We start from the raw sequence: 22,344 nt of genomic DNA on the forward strand, positions 1-22,344 counted from the left end.
GGAGATCTACAGTGATGGAAATATTCGCGGTCAATCGTGCAGGCAGTGATCGAATCCTGCATCAAGAATCATGGCTTCGACTTCTGACGGAAGAGAACCGAAACCGAGTCTTACGGTTTCGCAGGTGGGAAGACGCGGAGCGGGTGATGATCGCAGATCTCATGGTGCGATATGTGATTTCCCGAAAGAAGGGCTGCACAATTAATGACATCGTTATCGAAAGAGATCGCTATGGAAAGCCGTTTGTTCAGAACATGGAACATATGCACTTTAACGTTTCGCATTCAGGGAATTGGGTTGTATGCGCCATTGACAATCAAGTAGTAGGGATTGATGTAGAACAAGTTTGTCCCATTGAAATGGAGGACTTGGCAAAAAGGTTCTTTTCCGAAGAAGAATATCACAATATCGTCCAAGCTCCTCACGATCGGCAGCTGGGATTTTTTTATGACCTGTGGACATTAAAAGAGAGCTTCGTGAAAGCCGAGGGCCAAGGGCTTTCCATCCCGCTGAACAGTTTCACGTTCAAGATACGCGATAACCGGATTTCCGTCAAACAATCGAATGGAGAAGAGGTTCGATATTTCTTTAAGCAATATCCCATTGCTGAGAAATATAGGATGTCCGTATGCGGTTGTACGTCGGAGTTTCCAAGTCAAGTGAAGTTGCTTGATTTTTACAATCTTGCTTTTTAAACCGAGAAACTGACCATTTGAGTATGGTCAGTTTCTCGGTTTTTTATTTCTTCAAATCTTGCAAACTTATGGATTCGATTACCAGAAAACTATACGTTTTATTTATATGATTTTTACGTTATATGAGCTATAATTTATGAATTTTTTACTCAAATGAGTGATATTATTTTCATCTATAGAGGGGGCAATACAATTGCAAAGAGAAGTCGTCGTCAAAAATCAGCATCAAAAAAGTTTAGGAATAAAAATGGTATTAGCGCTTGTTTGCTTGATCGCTCTTGTTTCTTTGACATTATACTTGCAGCGACCACCAACACCTAAAGCAAGCACAGCATCCGAACAGGAATTTTCGTCTGAACGGGCTATATTTGATCTCAATTCGATTGCGGTAGAAGCTCATCCTGCTGGCTCACCCGCAAACGATAAGGTAAGAGAATACATCCTAAAGCAAATGAGTATTCTTGGCTTGAATCCCAGAGTCGATTCTTTCAAACATAGTAGTAATAGTGGAGCTGCTGGTGTCGATCTCGAGTTGCATAATGTAATTGGAACTCTGAAGGGTACGGAAGACGGTAAGGCAATTATGTTGTCCGCTCATTATGATTCAGTACCCGAAGGACCAGGAGCCAATGACGATGGCACTGCTGTCGCCGCTCTCCTTGAAACCGCAAGGGCGCTAAAGGCGGGGACACCACTGAAAAACGATGTATGGTTCGTTTTTACCGATGGAGAAGAACAGGGATTATTAGGAGCACAGGAGTTTTGGAAAAACACTGAATATCGCCACAAAATTGGATTGATCGCTAACTTTGAAGCGCGAGGTTCGCGAGGTCCTTCGATCATGTTTCAAACTAACGCTGATGATGGCAAATTGATACGAGAGCTCGTAAAGGCATCGCCTCCGAACATACTCGCCAACTCCTTTATGGGTGATGTATATAAATATATGCCCAACGATACCGATTTTACAATTTCGTTGCAAGCGGGGATACCAGGATTTAACTTCGCATACATGGACGGTTGGGAAGCGTATCATTCCAAGGAAGATAACGTGGACCATACTAGCATGTCTTCATTGCAGCATCATGGAGAGAATGCTTTAGCCATTGCCAAGCACTTTGGAAATATGAATTTAACAGACTTGCGTTCGGGTGACGAAATCTATTTCAGCTTTTTTGGAATTCTCATTCACTACCCAAGCTCGTTTGCAGTTCCGTTAGCTGTTTTACTTTTTGTACTGTTTATTGGACTGGTAGCAGCTTCTCTGAAAAAAGGCGTTGTTCGATTGAAAGGGATAGGATACAGCTTACTTATGACTGTATTGTGCATCGTTATCTCTACTGCAATTTCTGCTGTTCTGTGTTATGGGCTTTATTGGAATTTGGCAAGCCATATTGAACTAGATACGTATGACTTAATTCGATTTGATTTAAGCTTCTTGCTAGTTACGATGGTGGTAAGTACATGGCTGTTCTTTGTGTTTCGTAAAAAAATTAACGATTTGGAAATTATTCTAACAGGCATGCTATTGTTCTTACTTATGTTATTTGCTTCATTGTTCTATTTACCGGGAGCAAGTTATTTGATGACCTTGCCGTTGTTCGTTCACAGTCTCATCATTGGATATGCCCTTACGAAGCCAAATCCTATTGATGTGTTGAACAAACCTCTCACTGTCTTTATTGCCGTGTTTTTACCGATCGTTTTATTTACAACTGTATACTGGCTATTTTTCATTGGTTTAAAGCTATCGACCAATATTGTTGGGGCTATCATTCTTTCCATACTTCTTCCCATGATTCATCCAATAAATAAACTATTTGTTAAAACACCTCGAATTTTCATCCCGCTAGTATCGATAGCCATCATTTTGTTAGTCGGTGCTGAAGCGTATGCTGCATTGCAATAAACAGGATTTGTAGAGTCAAGCAAAAAAGAGAGTTAATCATGATGTCGATTCTAGCGATCTGACGATTGGTTTTCTCATAAAAAAGGAGAAATAACATCATGCGCGTCACCACATCATCGAGCCCGTTTACTTTGCTGCAACAGCGTTTAAAATACGTAAGCCAACATCAAGATCAGCCTTGGAATGTATGGGTAGAGAATGTTCCTCAATGGGACAAGCCTGCTTCTATTCGCGACTACGATAGTTATCCTTTCGTTAGCGAGTACGCTCCTTGCGAAGGCTATCCGTTTCTCCTCGAAGCTATTCGTCAGCGCGAACAAACGATGTACGGTATTGTGCCGGATGACAAACAGATTTTAGTATCGAACGGTGCGCTTCACGGACTATCTCTCATTTTCCGCTCGTTGTATCGGCCCAATGCCGTTGCCTTATGTCATGGTCCAATACTAGGCAGCATAGGGACTATATTGGAAAAATACGGCTACCGAATTGTTTATTTTTCATCCCAACAGGGAGAGGTCGATATGGAACGTCTTGCATCGGAATGCGAACATGCGGATGTACGTTTGATTTATATCAACACGCCACATAATCCTACAGGAGACATCCTTTCGGAAAACGCGATTTCTAAACTTTTGAGTCTTGTTCATAACAAGGGAATTAAGCTAATCGCCGACATGATTTACGATACGATTACCTTTGATGGGGCTAAAACGTATTCTCCTTTAAGCGTAGGAACGGATTGGAGACATGTATATTCCGTTCATTCCATGTCCAAAAATTACGGATCGCCAGGCCTAAGAATTGGCTGGATCCTATCAGACCAGGAGAACATCAAGCATTTAGCCGGCTTTTTGGAACAGGAATGTGTAGCCGTTAGCGGCTTGTCTCAAAAGAGAGCGCAGTTATTAATAGAGCATGGTAATCGTGAATTACTAGAAGGCATTAACCAACGCAAGAAAGAAGTAGAGCAGTTGCTATCCTCGTTTACTGACATTCAATATGCTGTTCCGCGGGGAGGGACACAATTTTATGTGAAATTTCCCGTGGATGACGTCGATTTATTTGCAGATTATCTTCTTGTTCATTTCAGCCTTGCCATTACGACGATCAGTAATTACCAAGGAGGCAACGGTTCCTATATTAGAATCCCGATTGTTTACCCGATCAAGGAGACGAGGGAGGCACTTGGGATTCTTTCTGAAGGTCTGAAACAGTTCCAGAATGATTATGTTTTTTCAAGATAAATTCAATTGAAACTTAAGATGAAATGAAGGGATTAACATGTTGCAAAACAGCGAGATACTGACATTTGAGGATTCGGATTGGAGAAAAGAGGTATTCCAATTTTTCGCGGGTGAAATGACTAGTGAAACTCCGGTATTTCCATGCGTATTTGGAAATTCCCGCCGATCCCAAAGATCCGAAATGGGAGTTTTCTTTTGCTGGAGAACCCATATTCGTCGTTTGCAATACGCCTGCCCATCAATTACGCAATAGCAGAAGGTCGCAAACCTTTATGCTTACCTTTCAGCCCAGATGGGTATTTGAAGGGGTTTCGCAACAACATCCCCGATTCCAATGAAGTTGCAGAGAGGGGTTGTCCCTCCCATCAGAAGTCGGTCTAATTAGACTAACAGCCGTTATTTAGTGAATTTGGAATGTTTAAGGGCTCCCTTATTCACACGATTACTGTGGATTCGCCTTGATTTTCCCGCCCTGCCATTCAAATTGATACTCGAACTGCGCCGTTGAACCGTACGCATCCGGTGAATAAGGAATGACGACCGGATTCGTTTCTGTCGGCTGGAGAGGCTGATCATAGGCAAGAAATCCGTTAGCGCTTACACCGATTGCAGTTGCCGAAAACAAGCCAATGCATATCCAAACTATTTTTATTGTCTTCATTGATCCCAGCCTCCGCATCCGTTTCCTTGAAGTTTGTCTTCATTGTACGAAAGAATTGTCATGGGCGAATTAGCGGGATGTAAAAATTGCGTTGCAATCAGCCTTGCATGCAAATAAAATGGCGGCGAGGGTTCATGACCCTACGCCGCCACCTCTATTTTTACTTGTAAGCGGACAACGGCGCCAGCCAAACGAGTCCCGTTCCCCGGTACACATTGACAAGCCCCTCGCCGGAGGCTGCAGACCCGAGCAATGATTTCCCCGATCGTTCCACAGTAAAATCCAACGAATGCGACCACATCATTGCGAAATTTCCATCAACTCTAAGCACATCATTCTTCAGTTCCACAATGACCGCTTCTTCCGAAGGAATCGGTGCCTCAACAACGAGCACGCCTTTGCCTTTGGCACTGAGATTGAATAGGCCTTCGCCTCCGAGCGCGGCGGAAGACAAGTTCTTTCGGGATACCACTTGCGTTTGGAGCGATCCCTCGCAGGCGAGGAATAGACCGTCATCCAGCACGATATGGTCATTGTCGACATCGATCAGCCACAAATATTTGTAGGTCGGCTCCATCATGATAGTCCCTTGACCTCTATATACGGGCTTGACGGCACTTTCACCGGATACGGCGCCTGAAACGAGATTGCGAAGCAAACCGCCAGCTCCTCTAACCCCTGACGTCATTTCAATATTGCCGACATAATACTGCATCGCACCTGCGCTCATCATGATCTCACCGTTCAGTTCAATCATAACCTGCCTTTTTTTCATATTGCTCTTGGTCATAAAAAAGTTGGCTTGCGCGTCGGCAATGGTGGTGCTGCTCAAATCCTGCTTATATTCCAGCACACTGAAAGGTCCTAATTTCTCTTTGATCACAACATTGCTGTTATCCGTTAAATTACTTATTGAAAATGCCATCTGAATGCCTCCGTTTTTTTATGTGACGATTATCGCAGCGTCTATCATTTTGGCGAAATCTATCACATTCATACGGATTTCAATTAGAAAGGTTACATGATCCTTATGCAATGGATCATTTTTTTTGCTTTTGTAATATTTTGAACATATTTCACGACGCTCTGTTTCTTCGAGGGCAGAGAACTTGGGCAGTTTGAGAGATCAAACAGAGAAGTTTAGGTCGAAACCAAAATGGAATGAAATATTGACAGCAAACTGTTGACAGGTAAACTACTCTAATGATAGGATAAATATATACTAGTTATAGAGTAAATTGAACTAGCGATTTATAAAGATGTCCATTAAGGGAGGCGCCATGGATCTAGACATAAGCTAAAATAATTAAAATGAACTAACCTATGCAGTCGATGAGTGAGAGAGAAAAGGACTCGTGAAAAGGCAAGCAAGTGCTACTGATCGATGGGAATCAAATGTCCTATTGAAGGAATTATTCGATTCTAAATCTGTTTGAACAAAATAATAAACACACAAGGAGTTATTTAAAAATGAAGTGGACTACACGTATTGTACAGGGATTATTGATTGTTGGTTTTATCATGTTTGGACTTATGAAACTTACTGGAAATGCACAGCAAGTTGAATTGTTTACCGTAGGCTTTGGATTCGCAAAAGGCTTTATGTATTTTGTTGGGGCTTGTGAAGTTTTGGGTGCAATCGGCTTAGCTGTAGGTTTTATAAAGCCAAAAATCACTTTTTTTGCATCGTTGGGGTTCGTATTACTAATGGCAGGTGCTGTGATTTCCCATCTTAGTGCAGGTCAAGGTGTGCCAGCTGCAGCACCAGCAATTATTCTTCTTATTTTAAGTATATTTGTTTTGATTAGAAGCAGACTGACTATCAAATCAATTTAACTAGAAACTATTAATGAATGATCGCGTTACAGCTACCTTATTCTGCTCTTGAGGTAGCTGTGACGCTTTTTTATGCAAAAAAATCAATCCAAACCTAGTAAATTTCTGATTAAGTTAAACTTGAATGGGGGCGAAGACAGGATTGATACGCAACTAATTTTCCCCAGCACGATTGATGGTATTCTAAGTCCGGATAGGAGATAATTCCAATTGCCTTCTTTATTTTCTAGTAGGAGATTAGAAAATCAAGTTGAATTTAGTAGTGGATGATTAAGCAAAGGGATGTGTTCTCATACTGCTTGGAGAGATCAGGTCGAGTCATTTTGTTGCTTAAATCGCTGTACGATTGACTTCATTTAATTTCATATCTCTTTTTCTTATCGTCGATGCCGACAAACCATTGCCTTTTCCAGACGACTCTTTTGACGTCGTTTACACGAAAAAGGGTCCGTGGCTATTCCACAAGGGAAATGAGGAGGGCCATCGGATCATGAAACCCGGAGGCATGGCGCTGGGATTGTATCACTCCGGAACAGACGGAGGTCTTCGAAGTCTCTTCCCTGGGTTGTATTCGCCACTTCCGGACAATTACTTGGAGGAGCTTAGAGTGAAGTTTGAACGCCAGCTGTCCGAAAGCAATTTAGAGAATATTGAATTACAGATATTTGAAGAGGTTGAATACCTGTCAAGACCCGAGGATGTATTGGTCAAGAAATGTTTTGGACAGAAGGAATCATTAAAAAAAATTGTCTGGCAGCAATGCCTAAAAGATGTAGAGGAAATATTTCTCCAGAATGCGACTCCAAGAGGCCTTAAGGTCGTTAACTATCATGATTTGATGATTGGAGAGGCGAGACTGTGAAATCGCTATTTACAAGCGAACGTATATTCGCTATATTATACTTGGGTATAATTTCCATGCAGGGAGTGGTTGATGAGTGGAGGAAATAGTCAAAACGAAAATAGAAAATTCCCTTACGGTATTATTAGTTTCAGATTTAAAAAATTCAATGAAGTATTATGAAGATGCCTTGGGATGTGAAGTCAACGAACACTGGGCAATTCGAGATAATTTTGGGTTAGGCTTTAAATTGATTCAAGCAAACGCCATTGAAGATGTTAGACCTAATACAGGAACCTGGAATACATATGCTTATGTAAAAACCCATAACGAACTTGATGCTTTATATGTTGAACTAAAGACAAATGGTGCGATAATTGCATTTGAACCAAAGGTAACCGAACACGACTGGGGGTATTGGAAAGATTTCTCCGTTCGAGACTTGGATGGATACGCAATAGGTTTCGGTTCGGGAAATAGATCGATTTAGTTATATGAAGAGACCTTAGCTCGTTGCTAGGGTCTCTTAGCTATGAAGCGGTCAGCCAAATACACACTTCAACAGTCCGTCAACGCCTACCGTTGAACCGTATAATTGCTTCCTCGGTCACCGGCGTGAAGAGGTTAACGAGGTTGCCGTCGGGATCGCGAAACAGCACAGCACGGTTCCCCCATGGCATCGTGGTTGGTTCTTTTACCCACTCTTCGACAAACGGCTTCAAGCGCTCATATTCGGCATCGACATCATGGACGCGGAACTCGATGATGACTGTGCGATTGTCCGCGGCCACTGCGGAACCTGCTCCGAACAGTTGCACCGTCTCGGAGTGGCCGATCGCTAACGTGCACGATTGCACTACGAGTTCGGCAAAGACAGGCGCGGGGCGTTCCGCCGAAACACCCATGATTTTCTCATAGAACTCGACAAGACGATCAACATCGTCGGTAATGATGCGTACAGAAGCTAAATTCACAAGATAACATCCTTCCTATCATACATGATACAAAACCGTATCAGATCATTTTGGGCCATAATACAAGGCATTTATCTCCCACTCCTTTACGATTACTCACTCCGATTATAAAAAAATACTACTGACAACTGTATGTCAGTGAATATTTAGCTCGTATTGATAACCCCGGCCACCGTGAAGGATCATTTATGCTGATGCGCAGATTCTGCAATCGTCAACGTACGTCCAAGCACAGTAGTCGGATGCCTGAGGGTTTCAGGAGAATCTAATGCAAGTAAGCTAAAAACGCGGTAAGATTGGACTCAACGTCCATCTCTAACCGCGTTTTTTAATTGAATAGTCAATCAAGTGCTCTCCGCGAGTTTGCTTTTCTCCGCCTGTTTCAGTCGCAAGTACGACAGGAAGAACCAGGTACACAAAGCAAGACACACCCAAAAAACGAACAATATCAGCACATCATGCCGCAAGAGAGTGTAATCTCCCGTCGATAGCAAAACGCGGAATCCTTCCACTGTATACGTCATTGGCAATGCCCCGTGAAGCGCCTGCATAAATTTCGGGGTCAACTCCGCTGGGAATACTCCTCCAGTAGCCGTCAGTTGCAGTACGAGAACGACAATGCCTAGCAGTTTTCCCATGTGCGAGAATGCCGTGACCAGCAGTTGAACGACGGACATGAATACAAGACTGGTGAAAAAGGCAAACGCGAAAAATTCGAAAGGGAACGTAGGACTTAAGCCCACCGCGGCAATCAGAATGACGCTGGCGATGGCGGTTTGAACGAGCGCGACGAAGGCAAGCACGCCGAATTTCGAGATGTACCACAAAAATCCGGACGGAGGCGGCGACACCGTCGCTCTGAATGAAAAGATGTTGCCAAACAAGAGAGCACCGATATAGAAACTGAGCGAAACGAAAAACGGCGCCACCCCCGTTCCATAGTTCGGAAGCGGATGAATGGACTGCTCCTTCAAATGGACGGGATTGGCAAGCATCGCGAATAAATTATCCGACGCATGAAGACGTCCCGCTTTTTCCGCAACTTCCGCCAGCCCCCGGCTCAGCTCAGCTCCTCCTTGTGCGAGCGCTTGCTGCCCGTCAGACAGCTTAGCCACGTTGGTCGTAAGACTGTTCCATCCGCCGGACACTTTATGAATACCATCGGCTGCAGCAGTAACACCATCATGAAGCTTCGAAGCGCCGTCGCCAAGCGCCGCCGAACTGCTCGCGATGAGTCCGGTTTCGTTCGCAAGCTGTTGCACGCTGCCGCCGACATTCGCAATACCCTTGGACAACGAGTTCGTCCCGCCTTTTACTCCCTCGAGCTCATCGGATAGCTGCTTGCTTTGCTTTCCGATGAGCGTCAGATCCGCATCTTTGGCTTGAGTGGGGTGCGCTGCAAGCCATTTCGACAACGCATTGTTCAGTTGCTTAGCTGCAGCCGCTGCCTTGTCCGTCCCTTGAGCAGCGTCTGTGCTTCCCGTTTTCAGCTGATCAATCCCTTTTTGAAGACTCACAATGCCGCTGGAAAGCTTCGTGGCTCCTTCCTTTAGCTGCCCGGCGCCTCCGGAAAGGCGATCCGAAGCAGAAATCAGCTCGGAAGCACCCTGATCCAGCTTCGATATGGAAGCTTGTCCATTGTGCAGACCTTCGAGAAGAGCTTTCGTCCCGTTCGCCGAATCCGTCAGACCGGTATCGAGCCGAGAGGCTGCATCGCTAGCCTTCTGGAAGCCCCCGCTGAGCGGGCTCAATTGTTCATAAATGGCTTTGGAGTAGCTTGCTGAAAGTTTTTCCGATAGTCCCTGCCTGATCGTCTCGACTGCGGATTTGCCAATTTTACTCACGATATAATTCAGACCCTCGTTCAGCTTTACCGTAAGCTCCAGCGGCGTTGGCTGGGCAGCCCCTAGGGACGTCGCCCGATGGGAAAAGTCGGAAGGAATGAATATTTCAAAATAATATGTCCGGTTCCGGAGTCCCTCATCGGCTTCCTCCGCATTGATAAATCGCCATTCTAAGGAACTGTCCTTCTTGAGTTCGTTGACGAGATCATTGCCAATCGCAAACGTATTACCTTGGTAATCAACCGGCACATCCTCGTTCACAACGGCGACCGGCAGCCTTTCCAAGTGCGCATACGGATCCCAATATGTCCATAAATAAGTTCCGTTGTAGAGCGAGGGTATCAAACACATTGCGATTAACGGCACGAGTATTCTCCGAGATCCAAAAAACGCGCGCCATTCCTTCCATATCCATTTCAAAAAATTCGCCTCCCCGAATTTGAGCGTTTCGACCTTGCTCCAACATTTCCTTATTATCCATCAATTGAAAGAAATCATTCAGGCAACGACAAATTGTGTGAATGATGGTTTATCCTGAGATTTGTTCTTAGGCTGTTAGGATGGTTGTTATAAGAGTATGAATAAAAAAGGAATTAACTCGATACTAATGAACGCATATAATTAGATCTATTGGAAGGCAGTGATCTTATAGAAGGAGTGTGGAAAGTATGTTTCATGTAAAAGATGTTTTATCCGATCAATTATTAGCAAATGCTAATGACCCTAGTTGGTACCTACCGTTTTCAGATGCTGTTGAAAACTTGACGGAGGAGGCAGCGTTTTGGAAACCTAGCGAAGATTGTAATAGTATCGCTGAAATTGTGCAGCATCTGATTTATTGGAATGAAACTTGGCAAACCAGGTACCAAAAATCTGATGTCCATGCTGTACCTTCCATAGGAAATAATAATAAAAGTTTTATCATCCCGAATAATCAAAAATTCAATGACTTAAAAGAACGATTATTAGAGGTGCTTTTACAATGGCAAAATCTGCTTACTGAAGAAAAAGTAGAAAGTGATGTGCATGGTTTCCCTGTGCCTGCCAAGTGGTGGGAAATACTTGGAAATGTTTCAACACATAATGCCTATCACATTGGTCAAATCTGTTATATTCGGAAGCTGCACAAGAGCTGGAAAGTAGATACAAACTAAGAGCAGTTACCGGAAAAAATGAAATCCGCCTATATGGCGGTTTTTTTTATCGAAAAACACAACAATAATACCGGTAGTAATCCGACTATGAATAAACAAAATCAGTTATTTTTGCGTCCTTTCCGTTATGAGAAACCCATTAATGTGGTTTCTGACGGAGATCTCCAAAAAAGTCTAAGTGTATAAGACTCTTGAAACCAGAAATGTCTAATTGCTGGCAATATTCCATTCCCCGTATAGTGTTGTCAGGAAAGGAGGCGAGATGTCAGCGACAGGTTAAACAGTCGCCCGCAACCCTCGGTTAATGTTTTATAATAGTAAAAAATAACGTCAACGAGGGTTGAACGATGCGCAGGTGGAAAGCGATGCAGCATATGAAAAAAAATGAAGTCATATCCAAATCCTTTTTACGCAAGAACTTGTTTCTGATGATGGGGGCAGCCGTACTGCCAACCATGATCATTGCACTAGTCACTTATGGGATCGGTATCTCTCAAATTAACAAGCAGGTGAACGAAACCCATCAACTCATGTTGAACAAAATGTCCGGGAAGCTCCGCTCCGAGCTTTCTCGTGTGGAAGTGACCGTACGCAGATGGGCTTATAATCCGCTATTTGGAGAGTATTTGAACGATTTTGACTATTACAACGATCTGACTACGAACAAGACGCTGCTTAATTCGCTTTCTTCCATGGAACAATCAAATCCATTGTTTAAAAGTATCGAATTGTATTTGAATCATTCCTCGCTCCTCGTATCCAATGTAGACGGCGTATCGCCGATCAATAACGAGGCGAAACGAAACAGGTACCATAATGTGTTCATGAAAGAATCCGACTTTTATTGGGATTACGGTTTACCTGCCGGAAGCAGCTCTGTTCATGGCCAGTCCGTTACGTTAGTGCAAAAAATTCCTGCCGAATCGTCAGAGCCGATTGGCGCGTTGTTTATTCATTTAAACGAATCTGATTTGAACAATATGGCGCAGCAGTTAAATCCTTACGGCTCAGGTTTCTCGATCTTGCTTAACAGCGATTTGCAAACCATTGCTTTTGGCAGTACGGATGAGAAAAGCATACCTGCCGAACTTGTTGCACACATTCGTGAACAGTTGCAGCATACCTCGGATCAGGCTGGTTCGTTTCGGGAAAAGCAAGGTTCCGAAACATACGCTATCTCCTACGGAGCATTTCAACGGACGGGCTGGACGTTCGTTATCTGCACGCCGCTGACTAAAATGACGGAGACGGTGACACTTGCTTCGAGAGTGATGATTGGAACCGGACTGTTCAGCTTGCTGCTTGTTATGTTGCTTTCCTGGGCTGCAACTCTGCGGATGAACAGGCCGATATCCCGTCTGCTTCAGTTACTGCGGCACGATAAGCCAAAGAACGGACAGCTTTACAAAGACGAGATCGAGCTGATCGAGAAGCGTTGGATGGAGCTAACCAGTGAAAGCGAGACCCTTCAGGCACAGCTGGAAAGCAACAAGACAACCCTAAAGGATGGTTTCATGCATCGGCTGCTCAGCGGACATTTCTACCATTTGTCAGAATCCGATTTGCAGACCATGATGAATCAATATGGCTGGGATACGGCGAAAAAAACCATTAGACTGCTCGTAATTCAGCTATCGGGGCTGTCGCAGCTGGACGGCAGATTTTCCTCTGGTGATGAGCGGCTCCTTACCTTTGCGGCGGCTAACATTGCGGATGAACTGACGACTTACGCTAAAGACCGTATTGAAGTACACAATTTACATGATTTAACCATTGGTGTCTTTTGTTTTTCTGATCACGCTCAAAGCGTGGAGAAAAACAAGTCTGAAGTGGTCGACTTGGCTCAAATGCTCCTGAGTACGCTTTCGGCTGTACTTCGTATGAACGTGACGATCGGAATCAGCAAAATCAGTTTATCACTCGGAGACATTCCCGCTTTGTTCGAAGAAACGAGGAGGTCTCTGCGTTACCGAAATGCTTCCGAGCCGCTTCAAATTATGGACATGGAGGAGCTGCTGACCGGAGGTTCGGCTGAACTTGACTATCCGTTTCAAACGGAGAAAGAGCTGCTGCAGGTGATTCGTATGGGCATAGAGCGTGAAGCAAGTCAACTCTCTCACCGCTTTGTGAAAGAACTGCAGACGAAATCCGGCAGCGAGCAGGCTGTGCAGCAGGGGCTGCTGCAGCTCCTGGGAAGCATACAGCAGGCGGTATGGCAGTCGGGGTTTAATCCGAATCGTCTGTACCAGGGACAAAATCTGTACGAACAGCTGATTGGCATTCGCGATTCCGGGGACATGCTGCAGTGGCTGGAGACTGGTGTGCTGAAGCCCTACATGAAAGAGCTGAACGAGACACAAAACGTGAGGCAAAAGCAGCTCGTAGAGCGCGTTCAGGAAACCATCCAGCAGCAGTTTATGAAGGATCTTTCGCTGGAATATGTCGCTGAACTGCATGGCGTCGACCCGTTTCATTTAAGTAAATCGTTCCGCAAAATATTGGGAATTACTTTTATCGATTATTTGACAGATTGGCGGATGCATCAAGCAAAAACGTGGTTAGCGGAAACAGATATGAAAATCAACGATATTGCCGAGAAGGTAGGGTATCAGGTGACATATTTTAACCGTATATTCAAAAAACAAATGCAGATGACGCCAAGTCAATATAGAGAGAAATTTACCAAAGTGGATTGAGGTGTTGCATGTTGTGGTGGAGAGAGGTATACCGTCATCGGACGAATTATTTGTTTATTTTGCCGATGTACTTGTTTTTTACCGTATTTTTGATTGTTCCGACTGTTCAGGGCATCGTCTGGTCGTTTTATGACTTTTCACTTGGGCAGCACAAAGAGTTTGTCGGCTTGCAGAATTTTACCAAGCTGTTTCATGAGAACGTGTTTTGGCTTGCTCTACGCAATACGTTTCTTTTGGTTCTAGGGGTTGTCCCGCTCAGTCTTCTTATTTCACTTATCATCGCGGTGGCGATAGCTAATAGGAACCAATATCTCAAATCTTTTGTACGCGGTGCTTTTTATTTGCCGCTTGTCGTTTCTGGCGTGGCGCTTTCGCTGACATGGAAATACATTTATGATCCGGCAGCGGGGCTAGCTAATCAATTGCTAAAACAGGTCGGACTAGAATCGGTCACTTGGCTGGGAGATCCGAAATATGCGTTATTATCTATCATTATTATCATTTTCACGTATAGTCTGGGCAATCCTATCATTTTGTATCTGGCTGCGCTTGGTAATATTCCAGAGACGTACTACGAGGCTGCCCGTATCGACGGGGCTGGCAAGCTGCGGCAGTTTTTTAACGTGACGCTGCCTATGCTCAAGCCGACGACGCTTTATTTGGTTGTCACAGGTACTGTAGGTGTATTTCAGGTGTTTGTCATCGTCAAGCTGTTAACGACCGGCGGACCAAATAACTCGACACAGACGCTTGCTTATTTGCTATACGAGAAGGCGTTTGTATACGGACAGTACGGGGTTGCCTGCGTAGTAGGAACCGTGTTGTTTGTGCTGGTTACCTTGATAGCACTAATACAGTACAGATTTCTCTCATCGGATATCGAATACTAGGAGGTCATCACGTGTTAAGTAACAGAAAACGTTATTCTCCTCCTCAATTGCTGACAATTGCCTTGGTGCTCCTGGCATCAATCCTAAGCATCGTTCCATTGTATTGGACGGTCATCAATTCCTTGCAGCTTAACCAATATTCGGTCAAATTTCCGCCTGATGCACCCTGGAGGCACTTGAATTTAGACAATTACGTCTATCTGTTCACGAAAACGAAAGTAGTCCGCTGGCTGTTCAACAGTGTTCTAGTTGCGATTGTTGCCGCATTTCTGATCGTTTACTTAGCGGCCTTGGCCGGCTACCCGTTGGCTAAAAAGAAGTTTCCAGGTTCGAAGGTTTTATTTCTTATTGTGTTGGCTTTTATGACGATTCCCCGTGAAGTAATCCTGCTTCCGTTGTTTATGATGATGAAGAATCTGAAGCTGTTGGATTCCTATTTGGGGATCCTGCTGCCGGTCATCGGCTGGCCGTTCGGGGTGTTCCTGATGAAACAGTTTATCAGCACTGTACCTTCAGAAATATTCGATGCTGCGGAGATTGACGGGTGTGGTCAATGGGCAACATTTCATCGGATTCTGCTGCCAATCCTAAAACCGGGGCTGGGTGCATTGGCCGTGTTCGCTTTCGTCTATGTCTGGAACGATTATATTTGGCAGTTGATTGTCGTTAAATCGGATGTTATGAAAACGCTGCCGCTCGGTATTGCTTCGTTGTCGGACGAAATTGTGTTGAATTATGGCCGGCTGATGGCGGGGGCTGTCGTCGGAGCGTTTCCGCTTGTAGCGGTATTCATTGTGTTCCAACGCTACTTTACAAGCGGTATAACGATGGGGGCTGTAAAAGGCTGAGGAGCGATTCGAACTTCTTAAATGTTAAACGAATAGCTTGCCAAACAACAACCAAATCATGAATAAGAACTTTTAGGGAGGTTACATAGATGAGAAAATGGATGGCATTCACCGGAGCGGTATTGCTCGCCAGCATGGTAATCGTAAGCGGCTGTTCTACAGGTTCCAGCTCAAGCGGAGAAGCTGGAACCAGCACGAAAAAGGTATCGCTTGAATTCTGGAACCTGACCTTCAGCCAGGAAGACATGGAGAAGTTCGTTAAGAAATATGCAACTATTGCACCCAACGTGGAAATCAAGGTAACAACGCTGCCAGCGACTGGAATTGACGAGAAAGTCAACGTGGCGATCGCTTCGAATGATTTCCCTGATATTTATGACGACGGGGTGCAGAGGTTGGGTCCCCTTACGCTGCGCGGCGTACTGGCGCCGCTCGACAGCTATATCACGAAAGATTATAACCTCGATGACATGAATCCGGCGGCTCTGGAGCTGAGCAAATACAACGGGATGATGCATTTTTTACCAGTGGCGATCAGCAGTCAGGCGTTGATGATCAACAAGTCGCTGTTTGAGAAAGCGGGTGCCGCTGATTTGCTTCCGAATGCGACAACCCGGGCCTGGTCCAGGGACCAGTTTGCCAAGGCCGTTCAGAAGATCGGCGCGCTCGGTGACGGCACGTACGGCTTCGGTCTTGCGGTTGGCGCAAAAGATCACGATAAATTCATGGATGGTTTCATTTATAGCGACGGAGAGGAACAAGTGGACAGCACGTTTAAAAAAATTACGTACAATACACCTAAGAACGCTGCGAACCTTGATTGGCTCATAAAACTGGCGACTTCCAAGGATGCTGTTCAGGGGGTTACCGGAAATAAAATCTCTAACGTGTTCGAACTCTTTAAGCAAGGCAAGGTCGGCATTATGAACACGAATACCGGCTATGCCGATGAAATCCGGAAAGGGCTGAAGGATGGCAGCATCAAAGGCCCGCTGGAGCTCATGTACGCACAGTTTCCGACTGGAGACGGATCTGTCGGCAAAACGTACGTCGGCGGCAACGGGTTTGCAATTAAAAAACAAGAGGATAAAGTGAGAATGGAAGAATCAGCCAAGTTTATTATGTGGATGACAAGCGGGAAGGACGCTGAGATCAACGACGCTTTTTTTGTGAAAATGGTGCAATTCCCGGCCCGTAAATCGCTGCAGCAGCTCATTACCGATCCGGAGGAGAAAGTGCTTAGCGGTATGCCGCAAAAAGCGATCTTAAATGTCAATATGATTCCGAATTACCAGCAGATGCGTCAAAACTGGTTCAACAGCTTTCAACCTGCTTTCTTGAACGATGGGAAGATGACGGCGGCTCAGGCGCTGGCTAATTACGAAAAGGAAAATCAGAAGCAATTAGATGAAGGGAATGCCAAAAAATAATAGGAAGGAGCTGTAGCACGGTATGAAAAAGAAGTGCATTTCACTTTTACTTGCGGTCGTTCTAATCACCTCCATTTTCACGGGTTGGGACATCGCTGCCGCTGCCACGAACCCTGTCTCCTATGTCGATCAATCGTGGGACACTACTTCCGGTTGGACGGTAACCTCCGGCTCAACCGCAGAGATTAGCCCAGTTGGGCAGCTTTATCTGCAAAGTGTCACGACAAGCAACAGCGAAATTTACAAGAACGCTGCGGTTCCAGCTAATTTTGATTTAGAAATTAAGGTGAAGGTAACTGCCTTCGGCAACCAGAATAACTGGAGGGTGAACAACGGGACACAGCGTTTGTTTATGGGTCTCAAGGCGGACGGCATTTATGCGTTTAACTCCTCCGGTACTTTCGTCAACATATATGCAGCTGCAATCGACGCAGACTGGCACACCTACCGTGCCGAGGTGAGAGGGCAGAACGCTTACGTGTATATGGACGGCGACTATGTGGCTAATTTCACGATTCAGGCAAGCACACAGACGGCGGGGGTACACATTTGGACAACAGGTCCGGCGGAATCCGACATGTACGTCGATTATACCAAGGTGTACAGTGCAAACACGTATGTTTACAATGACAACTTTGAGGATGAAACAGCAGGCGGCGATCCGAGCCACTGGATGGAAAAACCGGGCTACGAGGGCTTGCCTGGCAGTTGGAGTGTTGTGAACGATAGCGGGAATAGCGTGTATGCGCAGACGGCTGCGGATTCAGAATATTATTCTTTGTTACACGGTTATGGCCGAAATTTGGTCTACCAGGGGCGGATTAAAGTCGTCAGTCATGCCAGCGATTCGTGGATCTGGTTTGTTGTTCGCTGGAACCATATGCTGTCCTCCGTGCAGGCCGGCTACGATTACGGATTGGGCAAATGGGTGCTGAAGGAGCGGATGTCTGAGGATGCGAACTGGACGAACCGGTCTGTAAGCGCTGCGGAAAGTCTGTCCAGCGGCTGGCATACATTCAAAATTACCGCCAATGAATCTACGGTCACACTATATATTGACGGGCTGCAAAAGGTAAGTGCATCAACGATGTCTAAACTGACCTGGGGGCATATGGGGTTAGTCACGAATAAAGCCCAAGTCTATTTCGACGATATCGACCTTGTAGCTGACGGCAGGGTGAACGACGGGATCTACGAGTATATTTTGCCTGATGGAACGGGTACCTATTATCAGCGGAATTTTGATATGACGGCTAAAAGCAATGGAGATCTGTACGCCATATTTAATGAAGGCAGCACCGCCGATAAGACAGTTTCAAAATATATAACCTCCACGAATAACGGCACAACATGGTCTGCCCCTGCTTTGCACAAATCGTCGACTCTGAACAGTGCAACCGGATTATATGACCAGACTGGCGGTTCGAGCCCGAACATCATTCATCTAAATTCAGGGAAATGGCTGGAAGCGCTGCGTGAGCAGAACACATCGTCTGCTTCGGTTCCAGGCACATACAAAGATTATGTCCGCTTATCGAACGATATCAATAGCGAGGCGAATTGGAGCGGTAAATACTACATCGAAAATGATTGGTACAACCGGATAGCAATGCCGGGTAAATTGACGCAGGCAACGACGGGGAGAATATTTTTCCCAGTAGGGACAGGCAGCGAAGCGACAGGTGGCTTGCAGATTTATTACAGCGATAATGACGGAGCCTCCTGGTCAGCTGCGAACGTATCCGGCTTGGCAGGGGTGAATTTGCAGGAGGCAAAAGTTGTTCAGCTTCCGACTAGCGGACAGTTTAAAGCCTTCTTCCGCACCGATCTGGGCAAGCTTTACCAGAGCCTTTCCACCGACAACGGTGTCACATGGGGAACGCCCGCTGCTACTGTATTTGTATCACCGATGAGCGCGTTTAATATCGAACGGGACGGCACAAGCAATACTTATTATATGTACTGGAGCTATAACGATCCAAGCAGAGATACTGCCCCGCAAACACCGAGATTCCGGAATGCGCTTGCCGTTAGCAATGACGGAACGAGTACCTGGAGCTACGCGATGGACGTGGACGATTGGGAGGGTGAAATGGAAGCAGGCGCAAGCACTCCTTTGAATAATGCAAGATACATGAACAACAGCATGAAAATCATTGGCAATTATATCTTTTTAAGTGTCAGCGAACAACAGAAGCCGTTCCCCAAAGCGGAGTTTGACGGCAAGTTCAAAGTTAAGTTTTACCGCATAGATAAAGCCAAGCTTCAGGTATACGCCAAGTTCCCACCACTTCACTAGCTGAGCTGTTGCGGCCCTTAACCCTTGTGGTTGAGGGCTTTTCAATCGGTATGAATAAAAGAATAATTAATATTCCTTGACGGGAATATTCCCTTGATGGTATATTTTGTGCATGAGCAATAAACCATCCAAAAGGAGGAAACGAAATGAATCAAGAAGTTACGGCCTACATCGATAATCTGCCGGAATGGCAGGGAGGGATCAGTTCGACCCTGCGGGACATGATTCATGAGACAATTCCGGAAGCCGAAGAGCGCATTCAGTATAAGAAACCACATTTTCTGAAAAACGGTCATTATGCGGCGGTCATTTCGCCTTCAAAGGATGCCATTGCGTTTATGATCATGAATGCAAATGGTATCGACTTTCCGAAGGGATTCGAAGGACCCGCTGAACGAAAGTGGATCAAATTGCGGGAAGGCGACACGCCGGATTTCGCCCAGTTGTCTGGGCTTCTGCAGCAAGCCTCCAGTACACTATAGTTGAAATCTTCGGGAGGGCCAATGAAAACGACAACCTTGAACGCGCTCGCGGAACCCAACCGATTTCAGATCATTGAACTGCTGCGCGAAGGTCCGCTTACGGTCGGAGAAATTGCGGATCGGTTGCACCTTCGGCAACCCCAGGCATCCAAACATCTCAAAATCTTGAGTGAAGCAGGTCTTGTCGAAATACGAGCGGACGCCAATCGACGAATCTATCGACTGCGCCCGGAACCCTTAATGGAAATGGATGAATGGATCAAATCGTTTCGCGGCATGTGGGAAGAACGTTTTGGCCGTCTTTCCGATTATCTCATTCATCTAAAAAGATCAGGTTCATCTCTAAATTCCAAGGAGGAAATCTAATGAGCAACCAACACGGACTTTTATTGAAACGTGAGTTTAACGCCCCTCGAGAACTCGTATTTAAGGTATGGACTGATCCGACGCATTTTGGTTCTTGGTGGGGTCCCAAGGGTTTCTCACTTGAAGTGGCAAAGATGGACGTCCGTCCAGGCGGTATGTTCCTAGGCTGCCAGAAGTCTCCGGATGGGCAGCATGCGATGTGGGGCAAGTTCGTTTACCAAGAAGTGCAAGAGCCGGAGAAACTGGTATGGGTTCAATCCTTTTCCGATGAAGAAGGGAACATTATTCGTGCCCCGTTCAATCCGAACTGGCCGCTAGAGATTATAAATATTCTAACGCTCGAAGAAAAAGAGGGGAAGACGGTTTTGGTGCTGCAAGGCGGACCGATCAACGCTTCTGCTGAGGAACAGGAAGCATTTGACGCGATGGCACCAATGGTTGCGCAAGGGTTTGAAGGCACGTTTGAACAACTCGAAAATTACCTGGTCAGTCAACTGTAACCCTGTACAAATCGATGAGACGGAAGCCTCGGGATATATAAAGGAAACCTTTCCGAAATAACCACTTTTACTTTCCCTTCCGATACTAAATTCGCAATGGTGGCCAATTGTTCAATATTGGTCGCCATCCTGACTCTGAATGCCGTGATTATCCGCTCCAAGGTCGCGTAAAAACGCAACATTTTTTCCACTTGTCGTCGTGGCCACATTCGCACCGAAATGTTCTGGCGAATTGAATCGCGAAAATACCGACTCCGCCTGGGACTTGGCCGCAGATTTCATTCACGACCTCCAGGCACGACAGTCGAGGTGAACGAGGCTCATCTCGGCGATCGTGGCGATCCGCTCGGCAGGCTGCCTGCCGGACAACGTTGCTTGGGAGATGGAACCCTCGCAAGTTCATTACCGAACTTTAAATTAAGAAAGACGCCTGATAAGGCGTCTTTCGCTCTTTTGACGATACGGTTAAATTATAATAGGAGCACAGAGAATATCTCTCCTTTGAATTTACAAATGCAAACTAAAAACATTTGTTCGAAAAAAGGGCGGGTCGATTTCGTCCGGATAGCTCGCTTTGTAATAGTCGACGAATAGATATTAGAACCATATATGGGAGGGAAACCTTGTAATGAAACGAAACAGATTAGGTACTTCGGAGCTCATGGTAGGCGAAGTAGGATTAGGATGCATGTCGTTAGGCACAGATCACCAGCATGCAATCTCTATCATTCATACAGCATTAGATCGTGGGGTAAATTTTCTAGATACGGCGGATTTATACGATGAAGGTCTTAACGAAGAAATCGTAGGTGCAGCGATTCATGGGCGCAACCGTGGGGAACTCATTATAGCCACAAAAGTGGGTAATAGACGAATTCCAGGCAGAGAGGGCTGGGTATGGGATGCCTCCAAAGCGTACATCCTTTCCGCGGTTAAAGAAAGCTTGAAACGGCTGCGTACGGATTACATTGATTTATATCAATTGCATGGTGGAACGCTTGCAGACCCGATCGACGAGACGATCGAAGCCTTTGAACAATTGAAGCGAGAGGGAGTAATCCGCTATTATGGTATATCCTCGATTCGTCCAAATGTCATTCGTGAATATACAAGCCGATCATCAATTGTTAGCGTCATGAGTCAATATAGTTTATTAGATCGACGACCGGAGGAAGCAGTGCTACCTTGGCTTACCGAGCATTCAATCAGTATGATAGCTCGTGGTCCAGTGGCGAGAGGCATTCTGTCGAATGGTGGACAGCGACTTCAGGAAGGTTACCTTGATTACACAGGAGAAACACTAAGCACCCTTCATCCTAAATTGTTGAATTTAGCCGATTCAATTGGCCGTAATCTAAGTCAGCTTGCCATTCGCTATGCACTGTCGCATCCCTCGGTTGCCGTGACCATCCCAGGAGCTAGCTCTCTAAACCAATTGTTGGAGAACATCGATGGAGCAGAAGCCCCTTCCCTAAGAGAAGAAGAGGTCATTTTGCTACAGAAATTGACCCGATCAAATAGGTATGAACAACATCGATAAAAGATACAAATGTGCGAGATTCTGTCCTAGGCAAAATGGAGATAATGATGCAAACCTGAATCGGAGAGAAGGAACTCGATAGATCAAAGAGAGTGAATAAACATGACACACTGTTGTCTAGTTATATATGAT

22 protein-coding genes are annotated in these 22,344 nt (G+C 45.4%); 17 read left to right on the forward strand and 5 right to left on the reverse strand.

The window, feature by feature from the left end:
- The first annotated feature begins 14 nt into the window (after positions 1 to 14).
- The 4 genes from AC58UW_RS19180 (at position 15) to AC58UW_RS19195 (ending at position 4,189) form a co-directional block, all read left to right on the forward strand.
- Positions 15 to 695: a 4'-phosphopantetheinyl transferase family protein gene (locus tag AC58UW_RS19180; RefSeq protein ID WP_497422213.1), complete on the forward strand. Its 681-nt coding sequence runs from the start codon at positions 15 to 17 to the stop codon at positions 693 to 695.
- 193 nt (positions 696 to 888) lie between these two features.
- Positions 889 to 2,604 carry a M20/M25/M40 family metallo-hydrolase gene (locus tag AC58UW_RS19185; protein WP_497422214.1) on the forward strand — a complete coding sequence of 572 codons (1,716 nt, stop codon included), beginning with the start codon at positions 889 to 891 and terminating at the stop codon, positions 2,602 to 2,604.
- 98 nt (positions 2,605 to 2,702) lie between these two features.
- Positions 2,703 to 3,851 (forward strand): beta-methylarginine biosynthesis bifunctional aminotransferase, encoded by a 1,149-nt coding sequence (locus AC58UW_RS19190; RefSeq protein WP_497422215.1) that lies wholly within the window; start codon positions 2,703 to 2,705, stop codon positions 3,849 to 3,851.
- A gap of 122 nt (positions 3,852 to 3,973) precedes the next feature.
- On the forward strand, positions 3,974 to 4,189 hold the full coding sequence (locus AC58UW_RS19195) for a YqcI/YcgG family protein (RefSeq protein ID WP_497422216.1): 216 nt from the start codon (positions 3,974 to 3,976) through the stop codon (positions 4,187 to 4,189).
- Between the two features lie 104 nt (positions 4,190 to 4,293).
- Here AC58UW_RS19195 and AC58UW_RS19200 read toward each other — a convergent pair whose 3' ends face one another.
- Positions 4,294 to 4,512 (reverse strand): hypothetical protein, encoded by a 219-nt coding sequence (locus AC58UW_RS19200; RefSeq protein ID WP_497422217.1) that lies wholly within the window; start codon positions 4,510 to 4,512, stop codon positions 4,294 to 4,296.
- A 160-nt stretch (positions 4,513 to 4,672) separates the two neighbouring features.
- A complete protein-coding gene (locus AC58UW_RS19205; protein ID WP_497422218.1) occupies positions 4,673 to 5,437 on the reverse strand; it encodes an AIM24 family protein in 765 nt (254 codons plus the stop codon).
- A 545-nt stretch (positions 5,438 to 5,982) separates the two neighbouring features.
- Between AC58UW_RS19205 and AC58UW_RS19210 the strand changes: the two genes are divergently transcribed.
- From AC58UW_RS19210 to AC58UW_RS19220, 3 genes are all read left to right on the forward strand, one after another.
- A complete protein-coding gene (locus tag AC58UW_RS19210; RefSeq protein ID WP_497422219.1) occupies positions 5,983 to 6,348 on the forward strand; it encodes a DoxX family protein in 366 nt (121 codons plus the stop codon).
- A 490-nt stretch (positions 6,349 to 6,838) separates the two neighbouring features.
- Positions 6,839 to 7,210 (forward strand): hypothetical protein, encoded by a 372-nt coding sequence (locus AC58UW_RS19215; RefSeq protein ID WP_497422220.1) that lies wholly within the window; start codon positions 6,839 to 6,841, stop codon positions 7,208 to 7,210.
- A 76-nt stretch (positions 7,211 to 7,286) separates the two neighbouring features.
- Complete coding sequence (locus AC58UW_RS19220; RefSeq protein WP_497422221.1) at positions 7,287 to 7,679, forward strand: VOC family protein; 393 nt, start codon at positions 7,287 to 7,289, stop codon at positions 7,677 to 7,679.
- 79 nt (positions 7,680 to 7,758) lie between these two features.
- Here the strand turns inward: AC58UW_RS19220 and AC58UW_RS19225 are convergent, their stop codons facing one another.
- Positions 7,759 to 8,163, reverse strand: coding sequence for a VOC family protein (locus AC58UW_RS19225; RefSeq protein ID WP_497422222.1), 405 nt, complete (start codon positions 8,161 to 8,163; stop codon positions 7,759 to 7,761).
- Positions 8,164 to 8,507: 344 nt separating this feature from the next.
- Positions 8,508 to 10,427: a YhgE/Pip family protein gene (locus AC58UW_RS19230; RefSeq protein ID WP_497422223.1), complete on the reverse strand. Its 1,920-nt coding sequence runs from the start codon at positions 10,425 to 10,427 to the stop codon at positions 8,508 to 8,510.
- A gap of 248 nt (positions 10,428 to 10,675) precedes the next feature.
- Between AC58UW_RS19230 and AC58UW_RS19235 the strand changes: the two genes are divergently transcribed.
- The 9 genes from AC58UW_RS19235 (at position 10,676) to AC58UW_RS19275 (ending at position 20,672) form a co-directional block, all read left to right on the forward strand.
- Positions 10,676 to 11,161: a DinB family protein gene (locus tag AC58UW_RS19235; RefSeq protein ID WP_497422224.1), complete on the forward strand. Its 486-nt coding sequence runs from the start codon at positions 10,676 to 10,678 to the stop codon at positions 11,159 to 11,161.
- 347 nt (positions 11,162 to 11,508) lie between these two features.
- Positions 11,509 to 13,857 carry an AraC family transcriptional regulator gene (locus AC58UW_RS19240; protein WP_497422225.1) on the forward strand — a complete coding sequence of 783 codons (2,349 nt, stop codon included), beginning with the start codon at positions 11,509 to 11,511 and terminating at the stop codon, positions 13,855 to 13,857.
- An 8-nt stretch (positions 13,858 to 13,865) separates the two neighbouring features.
- On the forward strand, positions 13,866 to 14,747 hold the full coding sequence (locus AC58UW_RS19245) for a carbohydrate ABC transporter permease (protein WP_497422226.1): 882 nt from the start codon (positions 13,866 to 13,868) through the stop codon (positions 14,745 to 14,747).
- 11 nt (positions 14,748 to 14,758) lie between these two features.
- Positions 14,759 to 15,595, forward strand: a complete 837-nt coding sequence (locus AC58UW_RS19250) for a carbohydrate ABC transporter permease (protein WP_497422227.1) — start codon at positions 14,759 to 14,761, stop codon at positions 15,593 to 15,595.
- Positions 15,596 to 15,684: 89 nt separating this feature from the next.
- Positions 15,685 to 17,025 (forward strand): extracellular solute-binding protein, encoded by a 1,341-nt coding sequence (locus tag AC58UW_RS19255; RefSeq protein ID WP_497422228.1) that lies wholly within the window; start codon positions 15,685 to 15,687, stop codon positions 17,023 to 17,025.
- Between the two features lie 22 nt (positions 17,026 to 17,047).
- Entirely contained in the window at positions 17,048 to 19,324 is a 2,277-nt protein-coding gene (locus AC58UW_RS19260) for a sialidase family protein (RefSeq protein ID WP_497422229.1), read from the forward strand.
- Positions 19,325 to 19,470: 146 nt separating this feature from the next.
- A complete protein-coding gene (locus AC58UW_RS19265) occupies positions 19,471 to 19,806 on the forward strand; it encodes a DUF1801 domain-containing protein (RefSeq protein WP_497422230.1) in 336 nt (111 codons plus the stop codon).
- 21 nt (positions 19,807 to 19,827) lie between these two features.
- Positions 19,828 to 20,172: an ArsR/SmtB family transcription factor gene (locus AC58UW_RS19270; RefSeq protein ID WP_497422231.1), complete on the forward strand. Its 345-nt coding sequence runs from the start codon at positions 19,828 to 19,830 to the stop codon at positions 20,170 to 20,172.
- Positions 20,172 to 20,672: an SRPBCC family protein gene (locus tag AC58UW_RS19275; protein WP_497422232.1), complete on the forward strand. Its 501-nt coding sequence runs from the start codon at positions 20,172 to 20,174 to the stop codon at positions 20,670 to 20,672. Before AC58UW_RS19270 ends, AC58UW_RS19275 begins: the two co-directional genes overlap by 1 nt.
- Positions 20,673 to 20,783: 111 nt before the next feature.
- Here the strand turns inward: AC58UW_RS19275 and AC58UW_RS19280 are convergent, their stop codons facing one another.
- Positions 20,784 to 20,954 carry a hypothetical protein gene (locus tag AC58UW_RS19280; protein WP_497422233.1) on the reverse strand — a complete coding sequence of 57 codons (171 nt, stop codon included), beginning with the start codon at positions 20,952 to 20,954 and terminating at the stop codon, positions 20,784 to 20,786.
- 346 nt (positions 20,955 to 21,300) lie between these two features.
- On the opposite strand from AC58UW_RS19280, the gene AC58UW_RS19285 reads away from it, so the two are divergent.
- Positions 21,301 to 22,212: an aldo/keto reductase gene (locus AC58UW_RS19285; RefSeq protein ID WP_497422234.1), complete on the forward strand. Its 912-nt coding sequence runs from the start codon at positions 21,301 to 21,303 to the stop codon at positions 22,210 to 22,212.
- The last annotated feature ends 132 nt before the right edge of the window (positions 22,213 to 22,344 follow it).

The organism is Paenibacillus sp. J22R160, from assembly GCF_059692135.1.